This window comes from Pseudoalteromonas sp. RWi3 (genome assembly GCF_054960735.1).
In genome coordinates this window covers 264,941-284,991 of the sequence record NZ_JBHNYL010000001.1, presented here as the reverse complement: position 1 = coordinate 284,991, position 20,051 = coordinate 264,941, and the positions used below count along the sequence as shown (strand labels likewise).

Annotated in this window: 16 protein-coding genes; 10 read left to right on the top strand and 6 right to left on the bottom strand. The window is 40.1% G+C overall.

Features of this window, described 5'->3' with window-relative positions; genetic code table 11:
• The first annotated feature begins 243 nt into the window (after positions 1 to 243).
• On the top strand, positions 244 to 786 hold the full coding sequence (locus ACFI4Z_RS01215; RefSeq protein ID WP_462668995.1) for a DUF5655 domain-containing protein: 543 nt from the start codon (positions 244 to 246) through the stop codon (positions 784 to 786).
• Positions 787 to 895: 109 nt separating this feature from the next.
• The gene (locus tag ACFI4Z_RS01210; protein WP_462668994.1) at positions 896 to 1,504 is read left to right on the top strand and encodes a DUF998 domain-containing protein; all 609 of its coding nucleotides are present in this window, start codon (positions 896 to 898) and stop codon (positions 1,502 to 1,504) included.
• Positions 1,505 to 1,596: 92 nt separating this feature from the next.
• Here ACFI4Z_RS01210 and nhaR read toward each other — a convergent pair whose 3' ends face one another.
• Complete coding sequence (nhaR, locus tag ACFI4Z_RS01205) at positions 1,597 to 2,496, bottom strand: transcriptional activator NhaR (protein ID WP_462668993.1); 900 nt, start codon at positions 2,494 to 2,496, stop codon at positions 1,597 to 1,599.
• Between the two features lie 110 nt (positions 2,497 to 2,606).
• Here nhaR and ACFI4Z_RS01200 point away from each other — a divergent pair, with 110 nt between their 5' ends.
• Together ACFI4Z_RS01200 and ACFI4Z_RS01195 are read left to right on the top strand one after the other, a co-directional pair.
• Entirely contained in the window at positions 2,607 to 2,909 is a 303-nt protein-coding gene (locus ACFI4Z_RS01200) for a hypothetical protein (protein WP_058559019.1), read from the top strand.
• 331 nt (positions 2,910 to 3,240) lie between these two features.
• Positions 3,241 to 3,648 carry a VanZ family protein gene (locus ACFI4Z_RS01195; protein ID WP_462668992.1) on the top strand — a complete coding sequence of 136 codons (408 nt, stop codon included), beginning with the start codon at positions 3,241 to 3,243 and terminating at the stop codon, positions 3,646 to 3,648.
• A 44-nt stretch (positions 3,649 to 3,692) separates the two neighbouring features.
• Here ACFI4Z_RS01195 and ACFI4Z_RS01190 read toward each other — a convergent pair whose 3' ends face one another.
• Complete coding sequence (locus ACFI4Z_RS01190; RefSeq protein WP_462668991.1) at positions 3,693 to 4,712, bottom strand: LacI family DNA-binding transcriptional regulator; 1,020 nt, start codon at positions 4,710 to 4,712, stop codon at positions 3,693 to 3,695.
• Positions 4,713 to 5,045: 333 nt separating this feature from the next.
• On the opposite strand from ACFI4Z_RS01190, the gene glk reads away from it, so the two are divergent.
• From glk to ACFI4Z_RS01160, 6 genes are all read left to right on the top strand, one after another.
• Entirely contained in the window at positions 5,046 to 6,044 is a 999-nt protein-coding gene (gene glk / locus ACFI4Z_RS01185; protein WP_462668990.1) for a glucokinase, read from the top strand.
• A 35-nt stretch (positions 6,045 to 6,079) separates the two neighbouring features.
• Entirely contained in the window at positions 6,080 to 7,093 is a 1,014-nt protein-coding gene (locus ACFI4Z_RS01180) for a LacI family DNA-binding transcriptional regulator (protein WP_462668989.1), read from the top strand.
• A gap of 540 nt (positions 7,094 to 7,633) precedes the next feature.
• A complete protein-coding gene (gene edd, locus ACFI4Z_RS01175; protein ID WP_462669356.1) occupies positions 7,634 to 9,487 on the top strand; it encodes a phosphogluconate dehydratase in 1,854 nt (617 codons plus the stop codon).
• 31 nt (positions 9,488 to 9,518) lie between these two features.
• Positions 9,519 to 10,139: a bifunctional 4-hydroxy-2-oxoglutarate aldolase/2-dehydro-3-deoxy-phosphogluconate aldolase gene (eda, locus tag ACFI4Z_RS01170; protein ID WP_394191335.1), complete on the top strand. Its 621-nt coding sequence runs from the start codon at positions 9,519 to 9,521 to the stop codon at positions 10,137 to 10,139.
• 18 nt (positions 10,140 to 10,157) lie between these two features.
• On the top strand, positions 10,158 to 11,162 hold the full coding sequence (gene gap / locus ACFI4Z_RS01165) for a type I glyceraldehyde-3-phosphate dehydrogenase (RefSeq protein ID WP_462668988.1): 1,005 nt from the start codon (positions 10,158 to 10,160) through the stop codon (positions 11,160 to 11,162).
• Positions 11,163 to 11,619: 457 nt separating this feature from the next.
• On the top strand, positions 11,620 to 13,374 hold the full coding sequence (locus ACFI4Z_RS01160) for a hypothetical protein (protein WP_462668987.1): 1,755 nt from the start codon (positions 11,620 to 11,622) through the stop codon (positions 13,372 to 13,374).
• 242 nt (positions 13,375 to 13,616) lie between these two features.
• Here ACFI4Z_RS01160 and ACFI4Z_RS01155 read toward each other — a convergent pair whose 3' ends face one another.
• From ACFI4Z_RS01155 to ACFI4Z_RS01140, 4 genes are all read right to left on the bottom strand, one after another.
• Entirely contained in the window at positions 13,617 to 14,888 is a 1,272-nt protein-coding gene (locus ACFI4Z_RS01155; protein WP_462668986.1) for a leucine-rich repeat-containing protein kinase family protein, read from the bottom strand.
• Positions 14,889 to 14,976: 88 nt separating this feature from the next.
• Positions 14,977 to 15,690 carry a YebC/PmpR family DNA-binding transcriptional regulator gene (locus tag ACFI4Z_RS01150; RefSeq protein WP_462668985.1) on the bottom strand — a complete coding sequence of 238 codons (714 nt, stop codon included), beginning with the start codon at positions 15,688 to 15,690 and terminating at the stop codon, positions 14,977 to 14,979.
• A 175-nt stretch (positions 15,691 to 15,865) separates the two neighbouring features.
• Positions 15,866 to 17,938, bottom strand: a complete 2,073-nt coding sequence (locus tag ACFI4Z_RS01145) for a M13 family metallopeptidase (protein WP_462668984.1) — start codon at positions 17,936 to 17,938, stop codon at positions 15,866 to 15,868.
• Between the two features lie 131 nt (positions 17,939 to 18,069).
• The gene (locus ACFI4Z_RS01140) at positions 18,070 to 19,815 is read right to left on the bottom strand and encodes an ABCB family ABC transporter ATP-binding protein/permease (protein WP_462669355.1); all 1,746 of its coding nucleotides are present in this window, start codon (positions 19,813 to 19,815) and stop codon (positions 18,070 to 18,072) included.
• Between the last annotated feature and the right edge of the window lie 236 nt (positions 19,816 to 20,051).

Here is a 20,051-nt window from a genome sequence, read left to right as displayed (position 1 = left end):
ATAGGGTGCATTACCAGTAATCTCTTAATACGGTCTTATCGCAGCCTACTTTTTCCCATATCTCTGTGGGGGTGCAAGGGGCAAGAAATTTTGAACTTCCCAACATTTCATTTTTATATTTATGTGTAATTAATGTAACCGATTGAACCAGCGTTGGAACTCAGCTATGGTCTAACTAATAAAAATAAATTAAAACTAATTACTCTACTGGTTCGTTATATTTTGAACCATAAGGCGGGATATATGGATAAAGCACTGCAAACTATGATTGAAAATATACCTGAAAAAACAGGTAAAAAACTAGAACAGTGGTTTGAAATATTAAAACAAGAGAATTTTGAAAAACATTCAGTTGCTGTGAAGTTTTTAAAAACTGAGTATGCGGTAACTCATGGGTTTGCAAATACTATAGTTACTTTATCAAAAGAAAAAGAACAATCCGCTGAAGATTTAGTTTCAAGCCAATATAGTGGCAAAGAGTCACTTATACCAATTTATGAAGTGCTGTTATCAAGCGTTGAAAAGTTCGGTGAAGATATTCTAATTACCCCTAAAAAAGGAAGCGTTAGTCTAATTAGAAAAAATCAATTTGCTTTAATCAAACCAGCCACCAAGAAAAGAATCGATTTAGGTTTGAAACTTAAAGGGATAGACAAGCAAGGGCGCCTTGAGGAATCAGGGCCATTTGGTGCTATGTGTACGCATAGAATACAGTTACACAATGTATCAGATATTGACAGTGAAGTTATTGAATGGTTGTTAAAAGCGTACGAGAAGTCGGTATAAACAAGTGTAAGAGACTATAAACATTTATGGGACTGTTTATAGTTTGTTCGGTTTTTCGATTTATTTTATTTAAAATTATTTGAATGTTAGTTTCAAAAGGATTTTGCTAGTGTTTGAAAGTATAGCTGTTTATTCGGGGCTAATAGCTACAATTTGGCTCTTTATTGGTGTTTATGTAGCAAGCCGATTTTATGATGGCTACAGCCACTCTAAACAATTTTGTAGTGAATTAGGTGCAACGGGTAGCCCAACTGAAAAATTATCTCCTTTAATTAATAACTATCCTCTTGGATTTCTGTTTTGCTTTTTTGGATGGTATGTAACACAACTCTCGGTTGTTTCGAGCTTAGTGAATGTTGTCGGTTGGCTGATAATTGCTCATGGTGTTGGGACTTGGGTCGCTGGTTACTTTCCTATGGATGCGGATCCATTTACTAAGAACCCAACTGTAAATTGTAAGGTACATTCTTGGGCTGGTTTTGTTATGTTGCTTTCATTAGTTGTAGCGCCAGTATTAATTGCTATTAGTCCAACAACTGAAATTATCCCATTGTATTTTCGTGTTTTTTCAGTGTTTACCGTTGTTGCTACTGTATATTTTCTTTTAGCTATGGCTAAAGCGGTAAAGTCTCAAAGTAAACCTGGTATTTATCAACGTACTTCATACGGCTTTCAGTTAATTTGGCTAAGTGTCTTTTCATTAGTATTGGCGTACTAGACTTGTTTGAATGATTGAATTTCGGTTCACCATTTTTCACTAAGGCTATTTCAAAAACCACTGGCAAGAAAATGGTTTTGGTCATTTAAGAATTAAAACGCACTTTGTTGTGCATGCTTAATAAACTCAGAGTAAATCGTATCTTTTATTATTCGCTCTGGGCTAAATGCATAATAATGTTGGAATGCGTTTTCGATTGCCCCTATGTAATGAACATCGAAATGGCGTTCAATTTCGTCTTTAACGAGCATTGGCGCGGGAAATATGCCAAACCCTTGCTCTCCTAATGCTTTCATTAATGCGCTGTCGTCAACGTGACCGACGACGGTGGTTTCTAGCCCTAATTCTTGTAGCCAAAAGTAAATGGCTCGGCTGACGGGGCTCCCTTTTGCCGGTAATACAACAGGTTGGTTATGCAGTGATTGGGGAAAACCGGCTGATAACTTTTTATGCCAGTGTGTATTGCCAAAGAAGGCTAATTGGCTTTTTCCTATTTCATGGCAAAATGCTTTGAGTGGTAATGCGTTGTCTAGCGGTTGATCGGCTAAGACAAGATCAAGTTTATGTGTTGCCATTTGTGCAAGTAAATCATTTTGTTGACCATCTATACATTGCAAATTCGTGATCCGTTCATTATCAATCAGTGGTGCTAACCATTTAGACACTAATGATTTGGGTAATACATCAGAGATACCCACTTTTAATGTTTTTGATAAATGGGTGAGCTCCCCTTGTGTTGTTTCAAGCCATTCTTGGGCTATGGCAAACATGTCGTTGGCATACTGCTGCGTAATTTGGCCAAATTCAGTCAAACTAAGCCCGCGTCCTTTTCTTATAAAGAGTGCTTTACCTAGCCTATGTTCTAGATCACTAATTTGTGAACTGATCGTTTGTGGTGTTAGGTGCAATATTTTACTGGCCGCAGAGATACTGCCGCAGCGGCTAACTTGCCAAAAATAATATAAATGGTTGTAGTTAATGGTGGTAATCATTCGAAAATACCTGTCAATTGGTCAGAAATAATCAGCTTTTATCTTATTTGATACATTAGTAGATTAGAGTCAGCCCTGCAATAAAGGTGCGACTAATAGGAAGTAATACTATGAAGCTTAAACTGACAATCAAAAATAAACTGATTCAATCGGGTATGAAAGTCTCACTTTCAAAATTGGTTAAAAGTAATTTAGGCAAATACGCTTTGCATATTCGGAAAGTTGATATTCGTGTTGATGATATTTCAACACGTCAACATGGTATTTTAAAGGAATGCAGCATCAATATGATGCTACCGGGTTTGCCAAGTGTGATGGTAAAACGCAAAGGAAAAAATATTTTACACGCTATTCAGCGCGCACTCGCTAGTTTACAAGATGTGTTAATACACAAATATAAAGTACAAGGTTAATCGTTTTCAAAGAGTCATTACGCTGGAGGTGAGCACATAAAAACTTTTGCAACACACTTTAAACACAATACGTTCGATAAACTTTAATTGGCTGTATGTTGATCTAATCGCACTTGCATTGATAGTCAGCCAATTATCAAGCCCATTAAAATAGCCCTTTCACAGTGGGCTATTTTTATTTTCCTTCGATTAAACTTGGCCATGTTATTTTTAATTTTGGTGATATAACGTTTGCTAATGTACATTTATGAAGAGTTAACCTACTACTTTTAATGGTATTACATGCTTCTTGTGTTAACTTAGAGCCATAAATAAACACCATTGATAAATTATGTATAAGTTAATTTTAGCTTTAGCTGCGGTCTTTTTTGCCTTTATATTGTGGGTAATATATTTGGCAAATACTGGCGGTCACAGCGTATTTTTTGATTTAGTCAGAGCCATTCCTTATGGTGATAAAGTGGGGCATTTTTGCTTGTTTGGTGCGCTTACCTTTATTGCGACGGTAGGTTTAAAATTTAAAACGTTTCGCTTTCTTAAACTGAATATATATTATGGGGCAGCGTTTGTTTTACTGTTTGTTATTGTGGAAGAGCTAAGCCAGGGGGTTATTCCCTCGCGTACATTAGATGTGATAGATTTACTGGCTGATTTTATTGGTATTGGCTGTGCCGTGCTACTTGCATATACTATTAATCACTTCAGAATAAAGCAACTGTGTGCCTTAGAAAATCTGTAGTGGTTGTGGGGCTTTAGAGAACCCCTTTAATTGATAGGCGATGGCTAAATGCTTGAGCCGCGAATAATTAACTTAGGAGGAAGTAGGGTGTTTTCAACTTCTTCAGAGCGTATCAGTTTTAATAGGTTAAAGACCAACATCTGCCCCGCAAGAGTGGTATCTTGCTGTACGGTGGTCAATGGGGGATTGGTAAAGCTTGCCACCGCAATATTATCAAACCCCACCACATGAACATCTTCAGGTACTTTAATTCCCGCTTCTTTTAATGCTCTGATTGCGCCAATTGCAATTAAATCGCTGGCTGCGAATAGTGAGTTAAAAACAATGTTATTGGCGATTAATGAGCGAGTTGCATGATAGCCTGACTCTTCTGTCGAAATAGCGTTAGCCATTTTTCGTTCACTTAAAGTAACACCATGGCGAGTAAATTCGTTTTTAAACCCTTGGTAACGGGCAAAAAATTCAGGGCTATGCTCTGATGCATCACCAATAAATGCACAATCTTTGCGGTTAACTGTGAGTAAATGCTCTGCGGCTAGTTTACCACCGCCGTAGTTATCGCAACTAACAGTGAGGTCGGGTCTGTTATCGACGCTGGCTCCCCAGCAAACAAATTTTGTATTTTGTTCCAACAGACTTCTAAATTTAGCTTGGTAGTCTACATAATCCCCATAGCCTAGCAGGATTATTCCGTCGGCACGGTGGCTATCTTCATAATCGGCTTGCCAGTCGGCACTGGTTGATTGAAATGAAATAAGTAAATCGTAACCTTCGCTGGCGCACGCGCGGGTGATACTGCCTAGCATGGCTAGGAAAAAGGGGTTGATCTGAGATTCGTCTGCGGTTGGATCTTCAAAAAGTAAAAGCGCTAGCGTACTACTTTGTTGTGCCCGTAAATTACTGGCGTTTTTATCAACTTTGTAATTTAGTTGTTTTGCAACCTCATATACACGACGTCGTGTTTCTTCGTTGACAAGGGGACTGTTTCGTAACGCGCGCGATACGGTAGATTGTGAAACTCCCGCATAATGGGCAATATCAAATGATGTAGCTTTACCTTTCATATACACAACCTAGTTAAAGACAAATGAAGCAGAGCGTTATAAACGCATGTTATTTTCGTTTATTTGTTATTTTTTTCAAGCTATTTATCAAGATTTGAATATTTATATTGATCCCAAGCTGACACCGGTGTCATAATGTCACCGTTTTATCATTTTGTTGTCAAAACGTTTTAACTGCTCAATTTTATTGAGCAGTCTTTTTTATTCAACAGATAATAACTTTAAGGTGATAGCTTAAAGTTTATCTTATCGCGATGGCAAAGCCGTTGAAACTATAATAATAAGCTTGGTTTTAGCTACTAGGCAAACCGCTTAGACAAAAGAGAAAACATTATGAGTTGCAACCCAAATACACAATTTGAACCGATCTTAGTCGCTGATATTGGCGGAACTAATGCGCGCTTTGCTTTAATCACTGATTTTATGCCAGCGCAAAACCAATTTGTTATTGAGCATAATATCACATTTCCTAGTGCTGATTTTGGTTCATTAGAAGCTGCTTTAGCAAACTACCTCTCCCAGATCAAGCCCATTGAGCCTAAACGTGCATGTCTTGCAGTTGCTGGCCCAATTAAAGCAGGGCAAGTACACCTAACAAATTTGGGCTGGCATTTTAGTGTTGATCAGCTCAAAACAGAGTTTGCTTTAACTAAACTTGAAGTAATCAATGATTTTGCAGCGTTTGCTTATGCAGCACCTTATTTAGATCCTCAACAAAACGTCACCATTAAAAGTGGCCAAGCGGATAGCGATGCTAATATTGCTGTATTGGGCCCTGGTACTGGTTTTGGGGCGGCGAGTTTAGTACGTACAAATCAAGGCAGTGCGGTTTTAAGCTGTGAAGCGGGTCATATCACTTTATCATCGGTTAATGAATTAGATACCCAGTTAATTACAGAATTACGTAAACAGTTGCCACATGTTTCGGTTGAAACGGTTTTTTCAGGCCCTGGTATCAGTCATCTGTACCAAGCTATGGCCGCAGTTAAAGGTGTTGAGCCAAAAAATTTAACTGCAGCACAAATTAGTGAACTTGCAAACAGTGGTGAATGTGCTGTTTGCGATGCAACGCTTAATCAGTTTTGTGATTGGATTGGCAGTGTAGCCGGGGATTTAGCGCTAACATTTGGCGGTTTAGGCGGTGTATTTATTGGCGGTGGTATATTACCTCGCATGCAATCTCGTTTATTGGCAAGTCGGTTCGTTGAGCGCTTTACTGCAAAGGGCATAATGTCTCAGTTTGTCAGTCAAATACCTGTCACGTTAGTAGTACAAGACAACATACCGCTTATTGGTGCAGCAGCCTGTTTGCATGCAAATAAGCAGGTATAAAACATCGCTATTAGGGATGTCATTGGGAAGTTTGGATGAAGAAAGTTACTATAAATAGTGTTGCAAGTTATGCGGGGGTGTCTAAAAAGACAGTGTCGCGAGTGCTTAATAACGAGCCTAATGTTAGCGATGCGACCCGTGAAAAAGTACTCAAAGTATTTAAAGAGCTTGATTATACGCCCAATCCAATTGCACGAGGCTTGGCACAAAACCGCAGTTTTATAATCGGTTGTATTTATGATAATCCAAGTAAAAGCTATATCACGCGTGTGCAAACGGGTGCGCTTGCCGCCTGCCAAGAAAATCACTATAACTTATTGATTCACCCGTGTGATATGCGTGGTGACGCGTTGATTAGTAATATTGAGCAGCTACTGCAAAGCTCCCGCTTAGATGGTTTAGTACTTACGCCACCGTTTTCTGATTTTAAAGAGCTTGTTGATTTTCTTAAAACGAAAAAAATTCCTTATGCACGCGTTGCATCCGCCGTACTTGACGATGAGTCAATTTCTGTTCGAAGTAACGATGAACAAGGCGCATTTGAGATCACAGAACACTTAATTAGCTTAGGCCACAAGTCGATCGCATTTATTAAAGGTCACCCAGATCATAGTGCCACAGAGCAACGGTTTAATGGCTATTTAAGAGCCCTTGAAACACATGGTGTCGAATTTAATGAGGGCTTGGTTGAAGAGGGTAACTTTAGTTATCATTCTGGTGTTGATAGTGCGCGAAGTATACTCGATTTAACACCTAGGCCGACGGCTGTATTTGCATCGAATGATTACATGGCTGCGGCTGTGTTAAAGCTTGCCACGCAAAGGCAATTAAAAGTGCCTGATGATATTTCAATTGCAGGGTTTGATAACGCGCCTATTGCTCGGCATATATGGCCTGGGTTAACAACCATTGCACAGCCTGTTGAAGATATGACAAAGCAAGCCGTGACTAAACTGATAGAAAGCATTGCTCAACCAGAAGAAAAACCTTACCAAGTTACCCTTGAAGCACGTTTAATTACCCGCGAATCAACGGCACAAGTTAAATAAGTTTCACAGTTGCCTGAGTTTGAGTGACGCTTGCTCAGGCACTTTTTATTCGTAAATTATCCCTTTATACCAATCCGCAATAATGCTTAATCATTTTGCGAGGCTAGACGTGTCGCTACCGGCGTTAAAAAATTTTCATTTAGAACAATTAAATAGCGATTTTTTTGCCTTGTTATCAACACATTTTTCTATCCTCAAAATAGATCACTTAATGAAGCGAATTGGTATTAGCCTCTTTTAAATTAACCTGCTGCTCCCAATCTGTATGTTATTTCAGCAAAGGGTAGTTTTTTATGTATTTTTACTGTTCATTAATTGGTCATTTAAATAAATTAGACTAAATTTAAATGATAAGGTTGACACCGGTGTCACAGTCGTGCGTTAATACAGTGACACCGGTGTCAGGTTGGTTGTGAGAGACGGCCTGATAACGTATACCTTTGAACGGGTAAATCAAAGATGCTCAGTGCAATTACATTCGTGGAGTGTGTGGTTGCCACTGAGCCTTTATCCTCTAACCATAGAGATGAGTCGAATTTTATGTTGCATCCTCGTATTCAAGAAGTTACCGAACGCGTCATTGAACGCAGTAAACAAACTCGCCAAGCTTATTTAGCACGTATTAATCACGCAAAAAAACAAACAAGAACGCGTGCAGGTTTGGGTTGTGGCAATATTGCTCACGTGATGGCTGCATGCAGCAGCGATGACAAAGCGCGCTTAAAAGCTGATGAACAACCAAATTTAGCGATTATTAATTCATATAACGACATGCTGTCTGCGCATGTGCCTTACAAAGATTTTCCTGATTTAATTAAAGAGCTTGCCACTAAGTATGACGCAACAGCACAAGTTGCTGGTGGTGTACCTGCAATGTGTGATGGTGTAACGCAGGGTCGTGACGGCATGGAATTATCACTGTTTTCGCGTGATGTTATTGCCATGTCTACGGCAGTTTCTCTTTCGCATGACGTATTTGACGGTGTTTTCTGCTTAGGTGTGTGTGACAAGATTGTCCCAGGATTGTTGATTGGTGCGTTGTCATTTGGCCACCTTCCTGTTGCATTTTTACCAGCAGGCCCGATGCAATCAGGTATTCCGAATAAAGAAAAAGCACGTATTCGTCAAAAGTTTGCTCAAGGCTTAGTGAGCCGCGATGAGTTATTAGAAGCTGAAAGCGCGTCTTACCATAGTGCTGGTACATGTACGTTCTATGGGACTGCTAACTCAAATCAAATGTTGATGGAGATAATGGGCTTACATTTACCAGGTAGCTCGTTCATTAACCCGTATACAGAATTACGTGATGGCCTTACTGGTAATGCAGTAGAGACCATGCTTAAGCAGTTAATTGAATCTAAAGATGCGAACTGTCTAGCTGATGTGGTGACTGAGAAAACCATTATCAATGGCCTTGTCGGTCTATTATCGACAGGGGGTTCAACCAACCATGCTATTCACCTAGTGGCAATAGCTAAAGCGGCTGGCGTTCAATTAACGTGGAAAGACATGTCAGATTTATCTGAAGTTGTTCCACTGTTAACACGTATCTACCCGAACGGTTCTGCTGATGTCAATCATTTCCAAGCCGCCGGTGGCATGGGCTTTTTGATGAAGCAACTTGTTGGTGCAGGGTTCTTGCATAATGATGTGAAAACCATTGTTGGTGAAGGCCTTGAAGCTTATACCTGTGAGCCTCGTTTAGACACCGATAATAACGTAATCATGACAAATAGCTCAGGCCCGAGCAAAGTGAAATGGGTTCCATGCCCAGAAAAGTCTCTTGATGAAGAGGTTTTACGTCCAATTGACAATCCGTTTAGTAAACAAGGCGGCTTACAGCTTTTAACCGGCAACCTTGGTAAAGCCGTTATTAAAGTATCGGCTGTTGCCATTGAGCATCAAGTAGTTACTGCTCCGGCAAAAGTTTTCAGCTCTCAAAGTGCACTGCAAGAAGCGTATTCTCGTGGTGAGTTAAACCAAGATTTTATTGCCGTACTGAAAGAGCAGGGCCCTAAAGCCAAAGGGATGCCAGAGCTTCACAAGCTAACGCCAGTCATGGCTACGCTTCAAGACCAAGGTTACAAGGTTGCAATCGTAACGGATGGCCGTATGTCTGGTGCGTCAGGTAAAGTGCCTGCAGCCATTCATTTAGCTCCAGAAGCTGTTGAAGGCGGTATTATCGCTAAAATTCATGAAGGTGATTTAGTTACTCTTGATGCGCCAGCAGGTATTTTGAAGTTACATGTTGAAGACGATGAGTTAGAAAAACGTGAGCTTCAACTTAGCCCTGCAAGCCCAACATTTGGCACAGGTCGAGAGTTGTTTGAAGGATTCAGAAACATTGTAAGCAGCGCTGACCTAGGTGCTAGTGCGTTTGGAATAGAAGAATAATTAGCCATACACAGGGTAATGAGGACATTCAATGAGCATAGAAAAAATATTAGCATCGGCACCGGTTGTGCCAGTGGTTGTAATTGAAAAGCTAGAAGATGCAGCCCCGCTTGCAAGAGCACTTTATAACGGTGGCTTAAAAGCGTTAGAAATTACATTGCGTACACCAATCGCGGCAGAAGCCGTAAAGCTTATGAAAGCAGAAGTGCCAGAAGCCTATGTAGGCACAGGCACAGTGGTTGATAAAGCAAGCTTTGATGCGTCCGTTGCCGCAGGCGCTGACTTTATGGTGAGTCCAGGCGTAAACGATGAGCTTTTAGCGCTTGCTAAAGAAACTGATATTCCATTTTTGCCAGGTGCCGCGACACCGAGCGAAGTGATGAAATTAGCAAGCCACGGGTTTAAGTTCTTAAAGTTCTTTCCAGCTGAAGCAGCGGGTGGTACGGCTATGCTTAAATCAATTGGTGGGCCATTACCACAGGTTACCTTTTGCCCAACTGGCGGTATTAGTTTAGCAACGGCTCCAAATTATTTAGCATTAAGCAATGTGATTTGTGTGGGTGGAACCTGGATGCTCGACAAAAAATTGATTGAAAATAAAGACTGGCAAGCCATTGAAACGCTTGCTCGCCAAGCAAGTGAAGTTAAATAAATTTAGGGGAGTTTGGAAATGATTAATGTAGCAATTAATGGCTATGGCCGAATAGGTCGCAACGTATTACGCGCACTTTATGAATCTGCACAAAATAATGAGATTAAGATTGTTGCGATTAACGATTTAGCACCTGCTAACGTTAATGCACATTTAACTCAATTTGACTCAGTACATGGTCAATTTTCTCAAAAAGTAACACTTGCCGATAATACAATGCTAATCGGTGATGATGTTATTACGCTTACACAAGAGCGCGACCCTGCTAACTTACCTTGGAAAGAGCTGGACGTAGATATTGTTTTAGAATGTACGGGTTTTTTCACTAAGCGTGATGATGCCGCTAAGCACATTACTGCCGGTGCGAAAAAAGTAATCGTTTCTGCGCCAGGCACTGATTTGGATGCAACGGTTGTTCATGGTGTAAACAGTGAAGTACTTAATGCTGACAGTAACATCATTTCAAATGCGTCGTGTACTACAAACTGTTTAGCGCCAATTGCAAAAGCAATTAATGACACTGTTGGTATTGAGCAAGGCAGTATGACCACGATTCATGCCTATACCAATGACCAAAATTTATCAGACGTATATCACCCTGATTTATATCGTGCCCGCAGTGCAACACAGTCTATGATCCCAACAAAAACGGGTGCAGCAAAAGCAGTAGGCTTAGTGTTACCAGAGCTGGCAGGTAAGCTTGATGGTATGTCAGTACGTGTACCGACAATTAACGTATCTTTAGTTGATTTTACGTTTATTACGAAACGTGAAACAACGGCTGCTGAAATCAACGACGTGATGAAAGCCGCTGCGCAAGGGTCAATGAAAGGTATTTTAGAGTACAACGAGCTACCGCTTGTTTCTATTGACTTTAATCATAACCCTGCGTCATCAATTTTTGACTCTACGCAAACTAAAGCTGAAGGTAAATTAGTAAAAGTAATGGCTTGGTATGATAACGAGTGGGGTTTCTCAAACCGCATGTTAGACCAAGTAAAAGCATTGGGTCAGTATTTATAACATTACCAGTAAAAGTTTAGCTTTATCCAACAAAACCGCGATTATCGCGGTTTTTTTCGTTTCATTGATTGGCCACAGAACCCTCAATACTGTGCATCTCACGATTGTCCCAATCCGCAATAATACTCAATCATTTTTAGGTATTAAACCTGACGCTAACGGCGTTAAAAATATTTTATTTAGAACAACTAAATGACGATATTTTTGCCTTGTTTTCGACAAGGTTTTCTTACCTCAAATAGATCTCTTAATTAAGCGAATTGGTATTAGATATTTTGGCTCAATGGGTTGATTGTTAATTCATCATTTTAACAATATTTTGTTTGCGTTTTGGGTTCAAATGATACATCTTAATGGTGCGAGTGATAATACGAATCGATTTAGATAAAACCTTAAAATAGCTGGGTTAAGTAAATCTATCACTTACATTAATAAATCAAATGAAAAGGATTTTATTGTGCAAATAAAGTTATTATTGGCAAGCTTATCTGCTTTCGCTATCAGTGGCTGTGGTGGCTCTTCGAGCGAGAGTAATGAACCTGCAGCGCCCATAAGTGCAGAACAAACATACACACTTAAGGTAATGCCTAGTGACTCTGTTGCCGGGCTTGAATTGTCATGGATGAATAATACGGCAACCCTAGTGGCAGGTAATGAACTTGATTTTACCGCCAAAGGAACATCATTTGTGCAGCCTGTGGTATCGAATATTCCTGATACGATGAATTGTGATTCAACATTAAGTAATACCACGTCTCTTGATTATACGTTATCAATTGAATGCGCTGCAGCAGCGGTGACTTTTGAATTAACAACACCGTACTTATACCCCATTATTATTCGTTATGCACAGAGCGAACTCATCGTCGATAAGCGTACTGTTTCAACGGATGCCAGTATGGCAGGTGAAGTTGAAATAATGCAACTGGGAGGGCCTCAAATATGCGATGTTGAAAAGTTGTCAAATGTTAAATATGAGATTGCTTGCCACCCTTACATTACGGTTTCTGAAAATGAAAAAGTTTATTTACATTTTGGTGGGCAAGATAAACAGCTTTTGTTTGATAACCCAAATAAAGAACGGCTTTTAGCGTCTGAAAACATGTGGTTTGAAGAAAAAGTATGGTTTATTACTCAAAGTGATGCATCGGGCTTTAGCCTGCAGTCAGTTTCATTTGATAATGGTCAGCTTGGCGATAGAGTAGTTTATGATATTACGCCTTCAAGTATCGCGCGCTCGGGTGATACTTTATTCGCTTTATCATCTTCCCCTATTGGTTTATATCGTTGGAAAAGTGGGGCATGGCAAATGGTGTCTAACCTGCTTGAAGAAACCAGCCTACAAAGTGGGTTTGTTACTAATAATAGCAACCTTTATCTTGCGGCTGAGGATAACGATGATCCAGCCTCTAAATCTTATGTACAAATTATAAATGGCCAGGTGCGTGGCAAAAAAGCGATTAGTAATCAGATTAGCCAATTCAGCCATGCCCCATTATTTGATTATGATGATGTAACATTTAGTATCGGCTTTGGCCGTGATGATCAATTGATCATAAATGTGATGGACTCACTCTCAAGTGCGCGTGATGATGCAATATTCTCATTGGTGAACGTGAAAAATGCGACGATCTGGCAAAATAAAAACAACCAATTTTTATTTACTAATAATGACAGTGGCGTTGAGCAGTTTGAGTTTTCTCGTAATGACGTTCAAAGCACGATTGCCTTTGATATAAATCCACTCACTCAACTTTTACCTGATTGGATAGGGGGAGATCTAGATACACTGCTCGCAGGAGATTTTGTTGATACCGAGTCTGCTGAACATGGAGTGCTTAAATATTTAAGACATGGTGACAGTGAATTTTTTGAAGCTCAATTACAAACACGTTTAAATACGACTTACCCTATACGTGTTTATAATGAAACATGGCGAGAAGTGTCACGCTTTGCAAACAGTAACACAACAAAAATCACCCCCATTGTAAGTGAACAAGGGTTTATATTGGTTTACGTCGGTGCGACAGCGTCACCACAATCGCAAGGTCAATTGTGGGCTTTATCCGCTGGGCACGCGCTGTTAATAAAAGAGCAGGTGCTATGGGGGCAATACCTTAGCAAAAACTATCATTTTGAAGCTATATCACAGAGCCACCTGGTCGTTTTTAGTAAAGAAGAAAACGAAGCGTTCACGGTTGCCATTGATTAGCTTAAGGCGCATATCGTAAATTTCACGATAAATTTGAATAGCATTAAACACGGTTTATATACTGTAAACCGTGTTTAAACTTATACCAATCCGCAATAATACTTAATCATTTTGCGGGGCTAAACGTGTCGCTATCTGCGTTATAAAATTCTCATTTAGAACAACTAAATAACAAATTTTTTCCTAGCTATCAACACGTTTCTCTATCCTCAAAGTAGATCACTTAATTAAGCGAATTGGTATTAAAGGGATTCAATAAGGGTCTGGAGCGATGGTCTTAAAGAGAGGTTCTCTGTCATACACTGTTGAGCTAATATATTTAAATGTTCGGTCTCTTCATTTTTGTTACATACACTGAGTAAATCATTAATTAAGCAGCCAATTGCACGAACTTCGATTAACTGCATTTGCTGACGTTGATAAGGCGTTAGGTTTGTTAAATTTGTTGCCGCGCCAAAATCACCAAATAAAATATTTGCCTCTTTATCTACCATAATATTGTGGGCATAAATGTCACCATGTCCTACATTATTAGCATGTAAATGCGCGACGGTGCTGATCATGTGTTTAGCGATATGTCTAATTTTCGCAATGCTGAATTGTGTATGTTGTGCAAAGGTATCGCGTGTGCAAGTATCCAGTGTTGGAGGTAAGCCTAAGTTTTTATATTCTGGGCCAATAAGCTCCATTACAAGCCCTAACTGTTCAGGGTTATCAATATACGCGATCACTTTTATAAGATTGCTATGTTGGCCTGTTTGCAGGCAACAATTAACTTCATCAAGTGGGTAACCATCACTGGTAATGGCGCCTTTAAATAATTTTACCGCTACGTTTTTTTGCTGCCATTTTGCAAGATGAATGATGCCAGAAGCACCTTCTCCAATTTGGCTAATAAGCTCAAATTCATCAATGTTGGCTTTTTGTATTGGCGCATTTTGTAAGCATTGTGATTTATTGAAATCGTTTCCTGCAAATGCTAACCAAGTAAGTTTGGGCAATTCAAAAAGCCAGTCATCAATATGAGTAAGATTATTGGCAGACAAACGAACTAACTCAAGTGCTTGGCAGTTTTGCATGCTAACTGGCAGGTGTTTTAGTTTATTGCCAGCAAGCGCAAGCTTTCGCAGCTGTGTTAGCTCACCAAATGACTCTGGTAATTGGGTTATTTCATTATCAGTTAAAATTAGCCATTGAGTTGTAACCGGTAAACTATTCTCAGCAAATTCGCTAATTTGGTTGCCTTTAAATGCGACCATAATAAGGGCAGGGCACTGTGCTAATATTGGCGGAATATGCTTAAACTGGTTAAACGACAAAAAGACGCGTTTGAGCTTTGTTAGTTGTGCAAACTCATCGGGTAAATCGTTCAAATTGTTATTGGATAAGTCGAGCACTTCAAGGGTGTCTGCAAGCGCGAAGATCTCTTCAGGGAATGAGCTTAACTGCTCTACTAACTGCAAGCGTTTAGCCCCAATTAATTGGCCACTACGAAGCTGTTCAAGGGTATTCAAAATGAAATTCCATTTTAGTATGTTGATGTGGTAATAAAAATAAAAAGGCCAAACTAAGTTGGCCTCTTTGAAGTCTTAATAAATGTAATTAAAACTGTGCGTTATGGTATACGTTTTGTACATCATCACAATCTTCAAGCATTGCTAAAAAGCGCTCCATGACTTCTACATCTTCACCTTCAATAGGGGCTTCAACTTGTGGTACAAACGCAATTAAGTCTTCGTCGAATTCACTAATACCCATTTCTTCAAGGGCAGTACGTGTATTGTTATATTCAGTGTGAGGGGCAAACACAGTTACTTTGCCGTCTTCTACTTCGACGTCTGTTACATCTACGTCAGCCATCATAAGCGCTTCAAGTACTGCTTCGTCATCATCGCCATCAAATACGAAAATCGCAAGATGGTCGAATAAATGAGATACTGAGTTTTGTGCGCCAATTTTAGCGTTTGCTTTGGTAAAACATACACGTACATCGGCAAAGGTACGCTTGTTGTTGTCAGTTAAGCAATCAACAATGATCATACAGTTGCCTGGGCCATAACCTTCATAGCGCGTTGCAGCGTAATCTTCTCCGCCGCCACCTTTTGCTTTGTCGATAGCACGTTCAATAACGTGGGCAGGTACTTGGTCTTTTTTGGCGCGTTCTATTAATCGGCGCAGTGCAAGGTTGCCGTCTGGATCAACGCCGCCATTTTTAGCGCAGATATAAATCTCTTTACCGTACTTTGAGTAAACTTTTGTTTTAGCACCCGCAGTTTTAGCCATTGAATCTTTTTTGTTTTGGTAAGCTCTTCCCATCTGCGTTTCGCCTTAGATATCTTGTTAAAAGTATAAATTTAATAGTGCCGTATTCTATACCCAAGTCGCGTGGAAATACAGAATTCAGTAGGAATTAAAGTTAGGTTGAATAGGGTGTACAAAAAATATAACCCGCAAATGCGGGCTATATTTTCAATCAAAATGTATCTGATTATTACCAAATACGAACACGTTCTTCTTCAGGTAAATAAAGCTCATCACCTGGTTTTACATCAAATGCTTTGTACCATGCATCGTGGTTACGAGGTGCTTGTGCTCTAAAGCGACCTGGAGCATGTGTACCGCCGCGGAGCTGGTTAAGCATGCTTTGTTCTGTACGTTTTTCTTTCCAGACTTGTGCCCATGCTAAGAAGAAGCGTTGATCGCCCGTTACACCATCAATAACAGGGGCTTCTTTACCATTTAAGCTTAACTTATATGCGTGATAAGCCATAGCCAGTCCACCTACGTCACCAATGTTTTCACCTAGACTATTACGGCCATTAACGAAGTTACCTGGAATAGGTTCGTATTTACTATATTGCGCTGCAAGTTGGTCAGCTTTTGCATCAAATGCTGCACGGTCGGCATCGGTCCACCAATTACGTTGCACACCGTTTGCGTCTGACTTTGAACCTTGGTCATCAAAGCCATGGCCCATTTCGTGCCCAATTACCGCGCCAATACCGCCATAGTTAACCGCAGGATCTGCATTTGGATCAAAAAATGGTGGTTGTAGAATTGCTGCTGGGAATACAATTTCGTTAAATGAGCTGTTGTAGTATGCGTTAACACGCTGTGGCGTCATACCCCAGCGGTTACGATCAGTTTTTTCAAGTTCTTTTGCTACACTGTCAGCTCTGAAAAATTCACGGGTATTTTTAATATTACCCATTAAGTCAGTTTTACTGATTGTTAAACCATCAAATGATTGCCAAACATCAGGGTAACCAATTTTTGGTACAAATGCCGCTAGTTTCGCGTGTGCATTTACTTTAGTTTCTTCGCCCATCCAATCTAAATTATCAATACGCTCGCCAAGTGCTGTACGCAGGTTTTCTACTAATTCAGACATTTGCTGTTTAGATGACTCTGGGAAGTAGCGTGCAACGTATACTTTACCTATTGCAAACCCTAACGAGTTAGTGCTCGACATTTGGCTAATAGCACGCTTCCAACGTGGACGAGGCTCTTGTTGGCCATTAAGTTCTTTACCGTAAAAGGCAAAGTTAGTATTGAATACTTCCTCGGACAATAATGACGCGTTACCACTTAGAGCGTGATACGTTAAATAGTCTTTCCATACCGCTAGGTCTTCTTGATTGATTAACTCAATCATGGCTTTAATAGGCTCAGGTTGTGACACATTAAGTTGCGGTACTTTGTAACCTGTTTGGGCAAAATACAGGTCCCAGTTAAAACCTGGATACGCAGCATTTAATTCTTCGCGTTTAATTTGATTTAATGTAAGGTCGCGATTACGACGCTTTTCACGTGGCCAATGACCTTGTGCTATTTTTGTTTCAAGCGCGAGGATTGATTTTGCTCGTTCAGCGCTGTTATCAACACCAGCTAATGTTAGCATTTCGCTAATATGTGCGACATACGCAGCGCGTGTTTTTTCAAAGCGCTCTGAATCTTCAAGATAATAAGAACGATCTGGTAAACCTAGGCCGCCAGCGCCTAAAGACATTTCATATTTATTAGGGTCAAGACGGTTAAACCACATGCCACCGCCAATCGGCGAATTAACACCAGATAACCACGACTGACCAAATAGCTTAGTTAAATCGTCAGTTGATGAAACTGCGCTAATATCATTAAGTAACGGCTTAATAGGGGCTAGGCCTAGTTTATTAAGCGTTTCGGTATCCATGTAGGCGTTGTAAAAATCAGCAATTAGTTGCTCTTCAGCGTTCAAATCGTCACGTGCAGCAATTTCTTCAATAATAGATTTAACACGCTCTTCACTGCGCTCAGCCAATCCTGAAAAAGCGCCATAGCGAGTTTTATCTGCTGGCATTTCATAGTTGTCATACCATGTACCACTGGCATACATGAAGAAGTCATCGCCTGGTTTAACGGCTTCATTACGTGCGGATAAATCAACACCAAATGAACCTAACTCTGCTTTTTGCGTACTTGCTACTGATTCAGCTGTTGTGCTTTGTGTTTCGGTTTGCTCAGGCTTTGAACAACCAGTTAAAAATGTGGCAGCGAGTGTTGCTGCGATAAGCGTTTTTTTCATTTTATTGCCTTGAATATTATTTTTATCGTAATTTACTTGTTCTATCTTTGATTGTTATAGAGAACGTTAAGCTAAACAAACATTTTGAGGTGAATAACCTAATCGCTCGATAGAATAAGCTTAACATACTATCATGTGGGCTCTGTTTGTTGTAATTGCCACATACGTGAATATTCGCCTCCCAAATTTAGTAATGTTTGATGAGTACCTTGTTCTACTAATTGGCCATCTTTAAGCACAATAATATTGTCAGCATCTGTAATGGTCGACAATCTGTGGGCAATCACTAAGCTGGTGTGGTTACTTGCCACTTCTCGCATAGCGTTAAGTATTGCTTGCTCTGAATGAGAGTCGAGAGCTGAAGTAGCTTCGTCAAAAATTAAAATTGGCGATTGCTTCAATATTGCCCGTGCAATTGCGATACGTTGTTTTTCACCACCTGAGACTTTCAAGCCTCGCTCACCAACCAGTGTTTGGTCACCTTTATCAAGGCTTTTGATAAAACCATCTAGGTGAGCAAGCCTAATCGCGGTATCAATTTCGTCATCGCTCGCGGTTGGGCGTCCATACGCTATATTTTCACGAATACTCGAATTAAAAAGAACAGTGTCTTGCGGTACGATGGCTATAGCTTGGCGTAAACTTTCTAAGGTAACGCTGTCAGTGGCTTGATCATCAATTTTAATACTGCCGCTTTGTATATCATAAAAACGATAAAGTAAGCGTGCGAGGGTGCTTTTACCGGCACCGCTAGAGCCAACAACCGCGACTTTACTATTGGCTGCAATGTTAAAGCTCAAGTTATTAATGATGCCGCGATTTTTTTCGTAGCCAAAAGAAACATTTTCAAATGAAATATCACCCTTGACTAAATTTAATGGCTTAGCGTCAGCTGCGTCTTTTATTTTTGCTTTGCGTGTGAGTAATCCGAGCATATTTTCAAGATCGGTTAAAGCGCGGCGAATTTCGCGATACACAAAGCCCAAAAAGTTAAGCGGTAAAAATAGCTGAATCATGTATGCATTAATCATAACCAGCTCACCAATAGTAAGCTCGCCTGTTACAACATCTGCGGCGCCAAGCCACATAAGGGCTGTAATGGCGGCTGCAATGATCAATGCTTGACCTGAGTTTAAAGCAAGCAGAGATAATCGATTTTTCAGCCTCGCTTGCTCCCAGCTCGCTAAAAACGTATCGTAACTTTTAGCTTCATATTCTTCATTGTTAAAATATTTAACGGTTTCATAATTTAATAAACTATCAATTGCACGGCTGTTACTGTTGTTGTCTGCTTGATTCGCTTCACGAATAAAACGATTGCGCCACTGAGTAACAATGACGGTAAATGCAATGTAGGTTATAACGGCAATAAGGGTGACAAGTGCAAACCAAGGTGAAAAAACGGTGGCGAATATGACTGCAACAATCACTATTTCAAATAACGTTGGCACAATATTAAACATCAAAAACCGCATCAAAAAGCTGAGTCCGCGGGTGCCGCGTTCAATATCACGACTTATACCACCGGTTTGTCTATCTAAATGAAAGCTTAGCTCCAGCGCGTGTAGGTGTTTAAATACTTTTAAGCCAATATGGCGCATTGCATGCTCGGTTACTCGGCCAAATAGTGCATCACGAACCTCGCCAAAAAAGACCCCCGCAAAACGCAGTCCACCATACAGTAATAATAATGCCACAGGGACTATAAGTAGGGTTTGTAAGTTTCCATCAACCGCATCAATGATTTCTTTAAGTGCCCAAGGCATTAGCAAAGTAGCGCCTTTGGCTGCGATAAGGGCTAAAAGTGCCAATACAACACGGCCTTTGAATGCCATAAGGTAGGGCCACAAGGTCTTAATACTTTGACTTAAATTCATGGCGTCGTGATGTTTTATTGTTTCTTGTCTACTGGCACCGCGCATACTGTTCCTGTTTTGACTTTAAATAAGATATTAAGGGTGTATTAAACTTTTTATTGTAGGCTAGAGTATATACTTTAATGGTTTTGACCATAATGACTCATTCACAGCCAAGGCAAATTCGATTACGCATAGTACAGTTTAATGTACTGCTTTGGTGTATTAAATCAAACTTAGTTTAAATAAAGAAAGGA

Excerpts from the sequence above, each read along its gene's own strand:
- ACFI4Z_RS01215 (WP_462668995.1), top strand. The coding sequence starts at position 244 with ATGGATAAAGCACTGCAAACTATGATTGAAAATATACCTGAAAAAACA.
- nhaR (WP_462668993.1), bottom strand. The coding sequence starts at position 2,496 with ATGATTACCACCATTAACTACAACCATTTATATTATTTTTGGCAAGTT.
- ACFI4Z_RS01200 (WP_058559019.1), top strand. The coding sequence starts at position 2,607 with ATGAAGCTTAAACTGACAATCAAAAATAAACTGATTCAATCGGGTATG.
- ACFI4Z_RS01195 (WP_462668992.1), top strand. The coding sequence starts at position 3,241 with ATGTATAAGTTAATTTTAGCTTTAGCTGCGGTCTTTTTTGCCTTTATA.
- ACFI4Z_RS01190 (WP_462668991.1), bottom strand. The coding sequence starts at position 4,712 with ATGAAAGGTAAAGCTACATCATTTGATATTGCCCATTATGCGGGAGTT.
- glk (WP_462668990.1), top strand. The coding sequence starts at position 5,046 with ATGAGTTGCAACCCAAATACACAATTTGAACCGATCTTAGTCGCTGAT.
- ACFI4Z_RS01180 (WP_462668989.1), top strand. The coding sequence starts at position 6,080 with ATGAAGAAAGTTACTATAAATAGTGTTGCAAGTTATGCGGGGGTGTCT.
- edd (WP_462669356.1), top strand. The coding sequence starts at position 7,634 with ATGTTGCATCCTCGTATTCAAGAAGTTACCGAACGCGTCATTGAACGC.
- eda (WP_394191335.1), top strand. The coding sequence starts at position 9,519 with ATGAGCATAGAAAAAATATTAGCATCGGCACCGGTTGTGCCAGTGGTT.
- gap (WP_462668988.1), top strand. The coding sequence starts at position 10,158 with ATGATTAATGTAGCAATTAATGGCTATGGCCGAATAGGTCGCAACGTA.
- ACFI4Z_RS01150 (WP_462668985.1), bottom strand. The coding sequence starts at position 15,690 with ATGGGAAGAGCTTACCAAAACAAAAAAGATTCAATGGCTAAAACTGCG.
- ACFI4Z_RS01145 (WP_462668984.1), bottom strand. The coding sequence starts at position 17,938 with ATGAAAAAAACGCTTATCGCAGCAACACTCGCTGCCACATTTTTAACT.
- ACFI4Z_RS01140 (WP_462669355.1), bottom strand. The coding sequence starts at position 19,815 with ATGAATTTAAGTCAAAGTATTAAGACCTTGTGGCCCTACCTTATGGCA.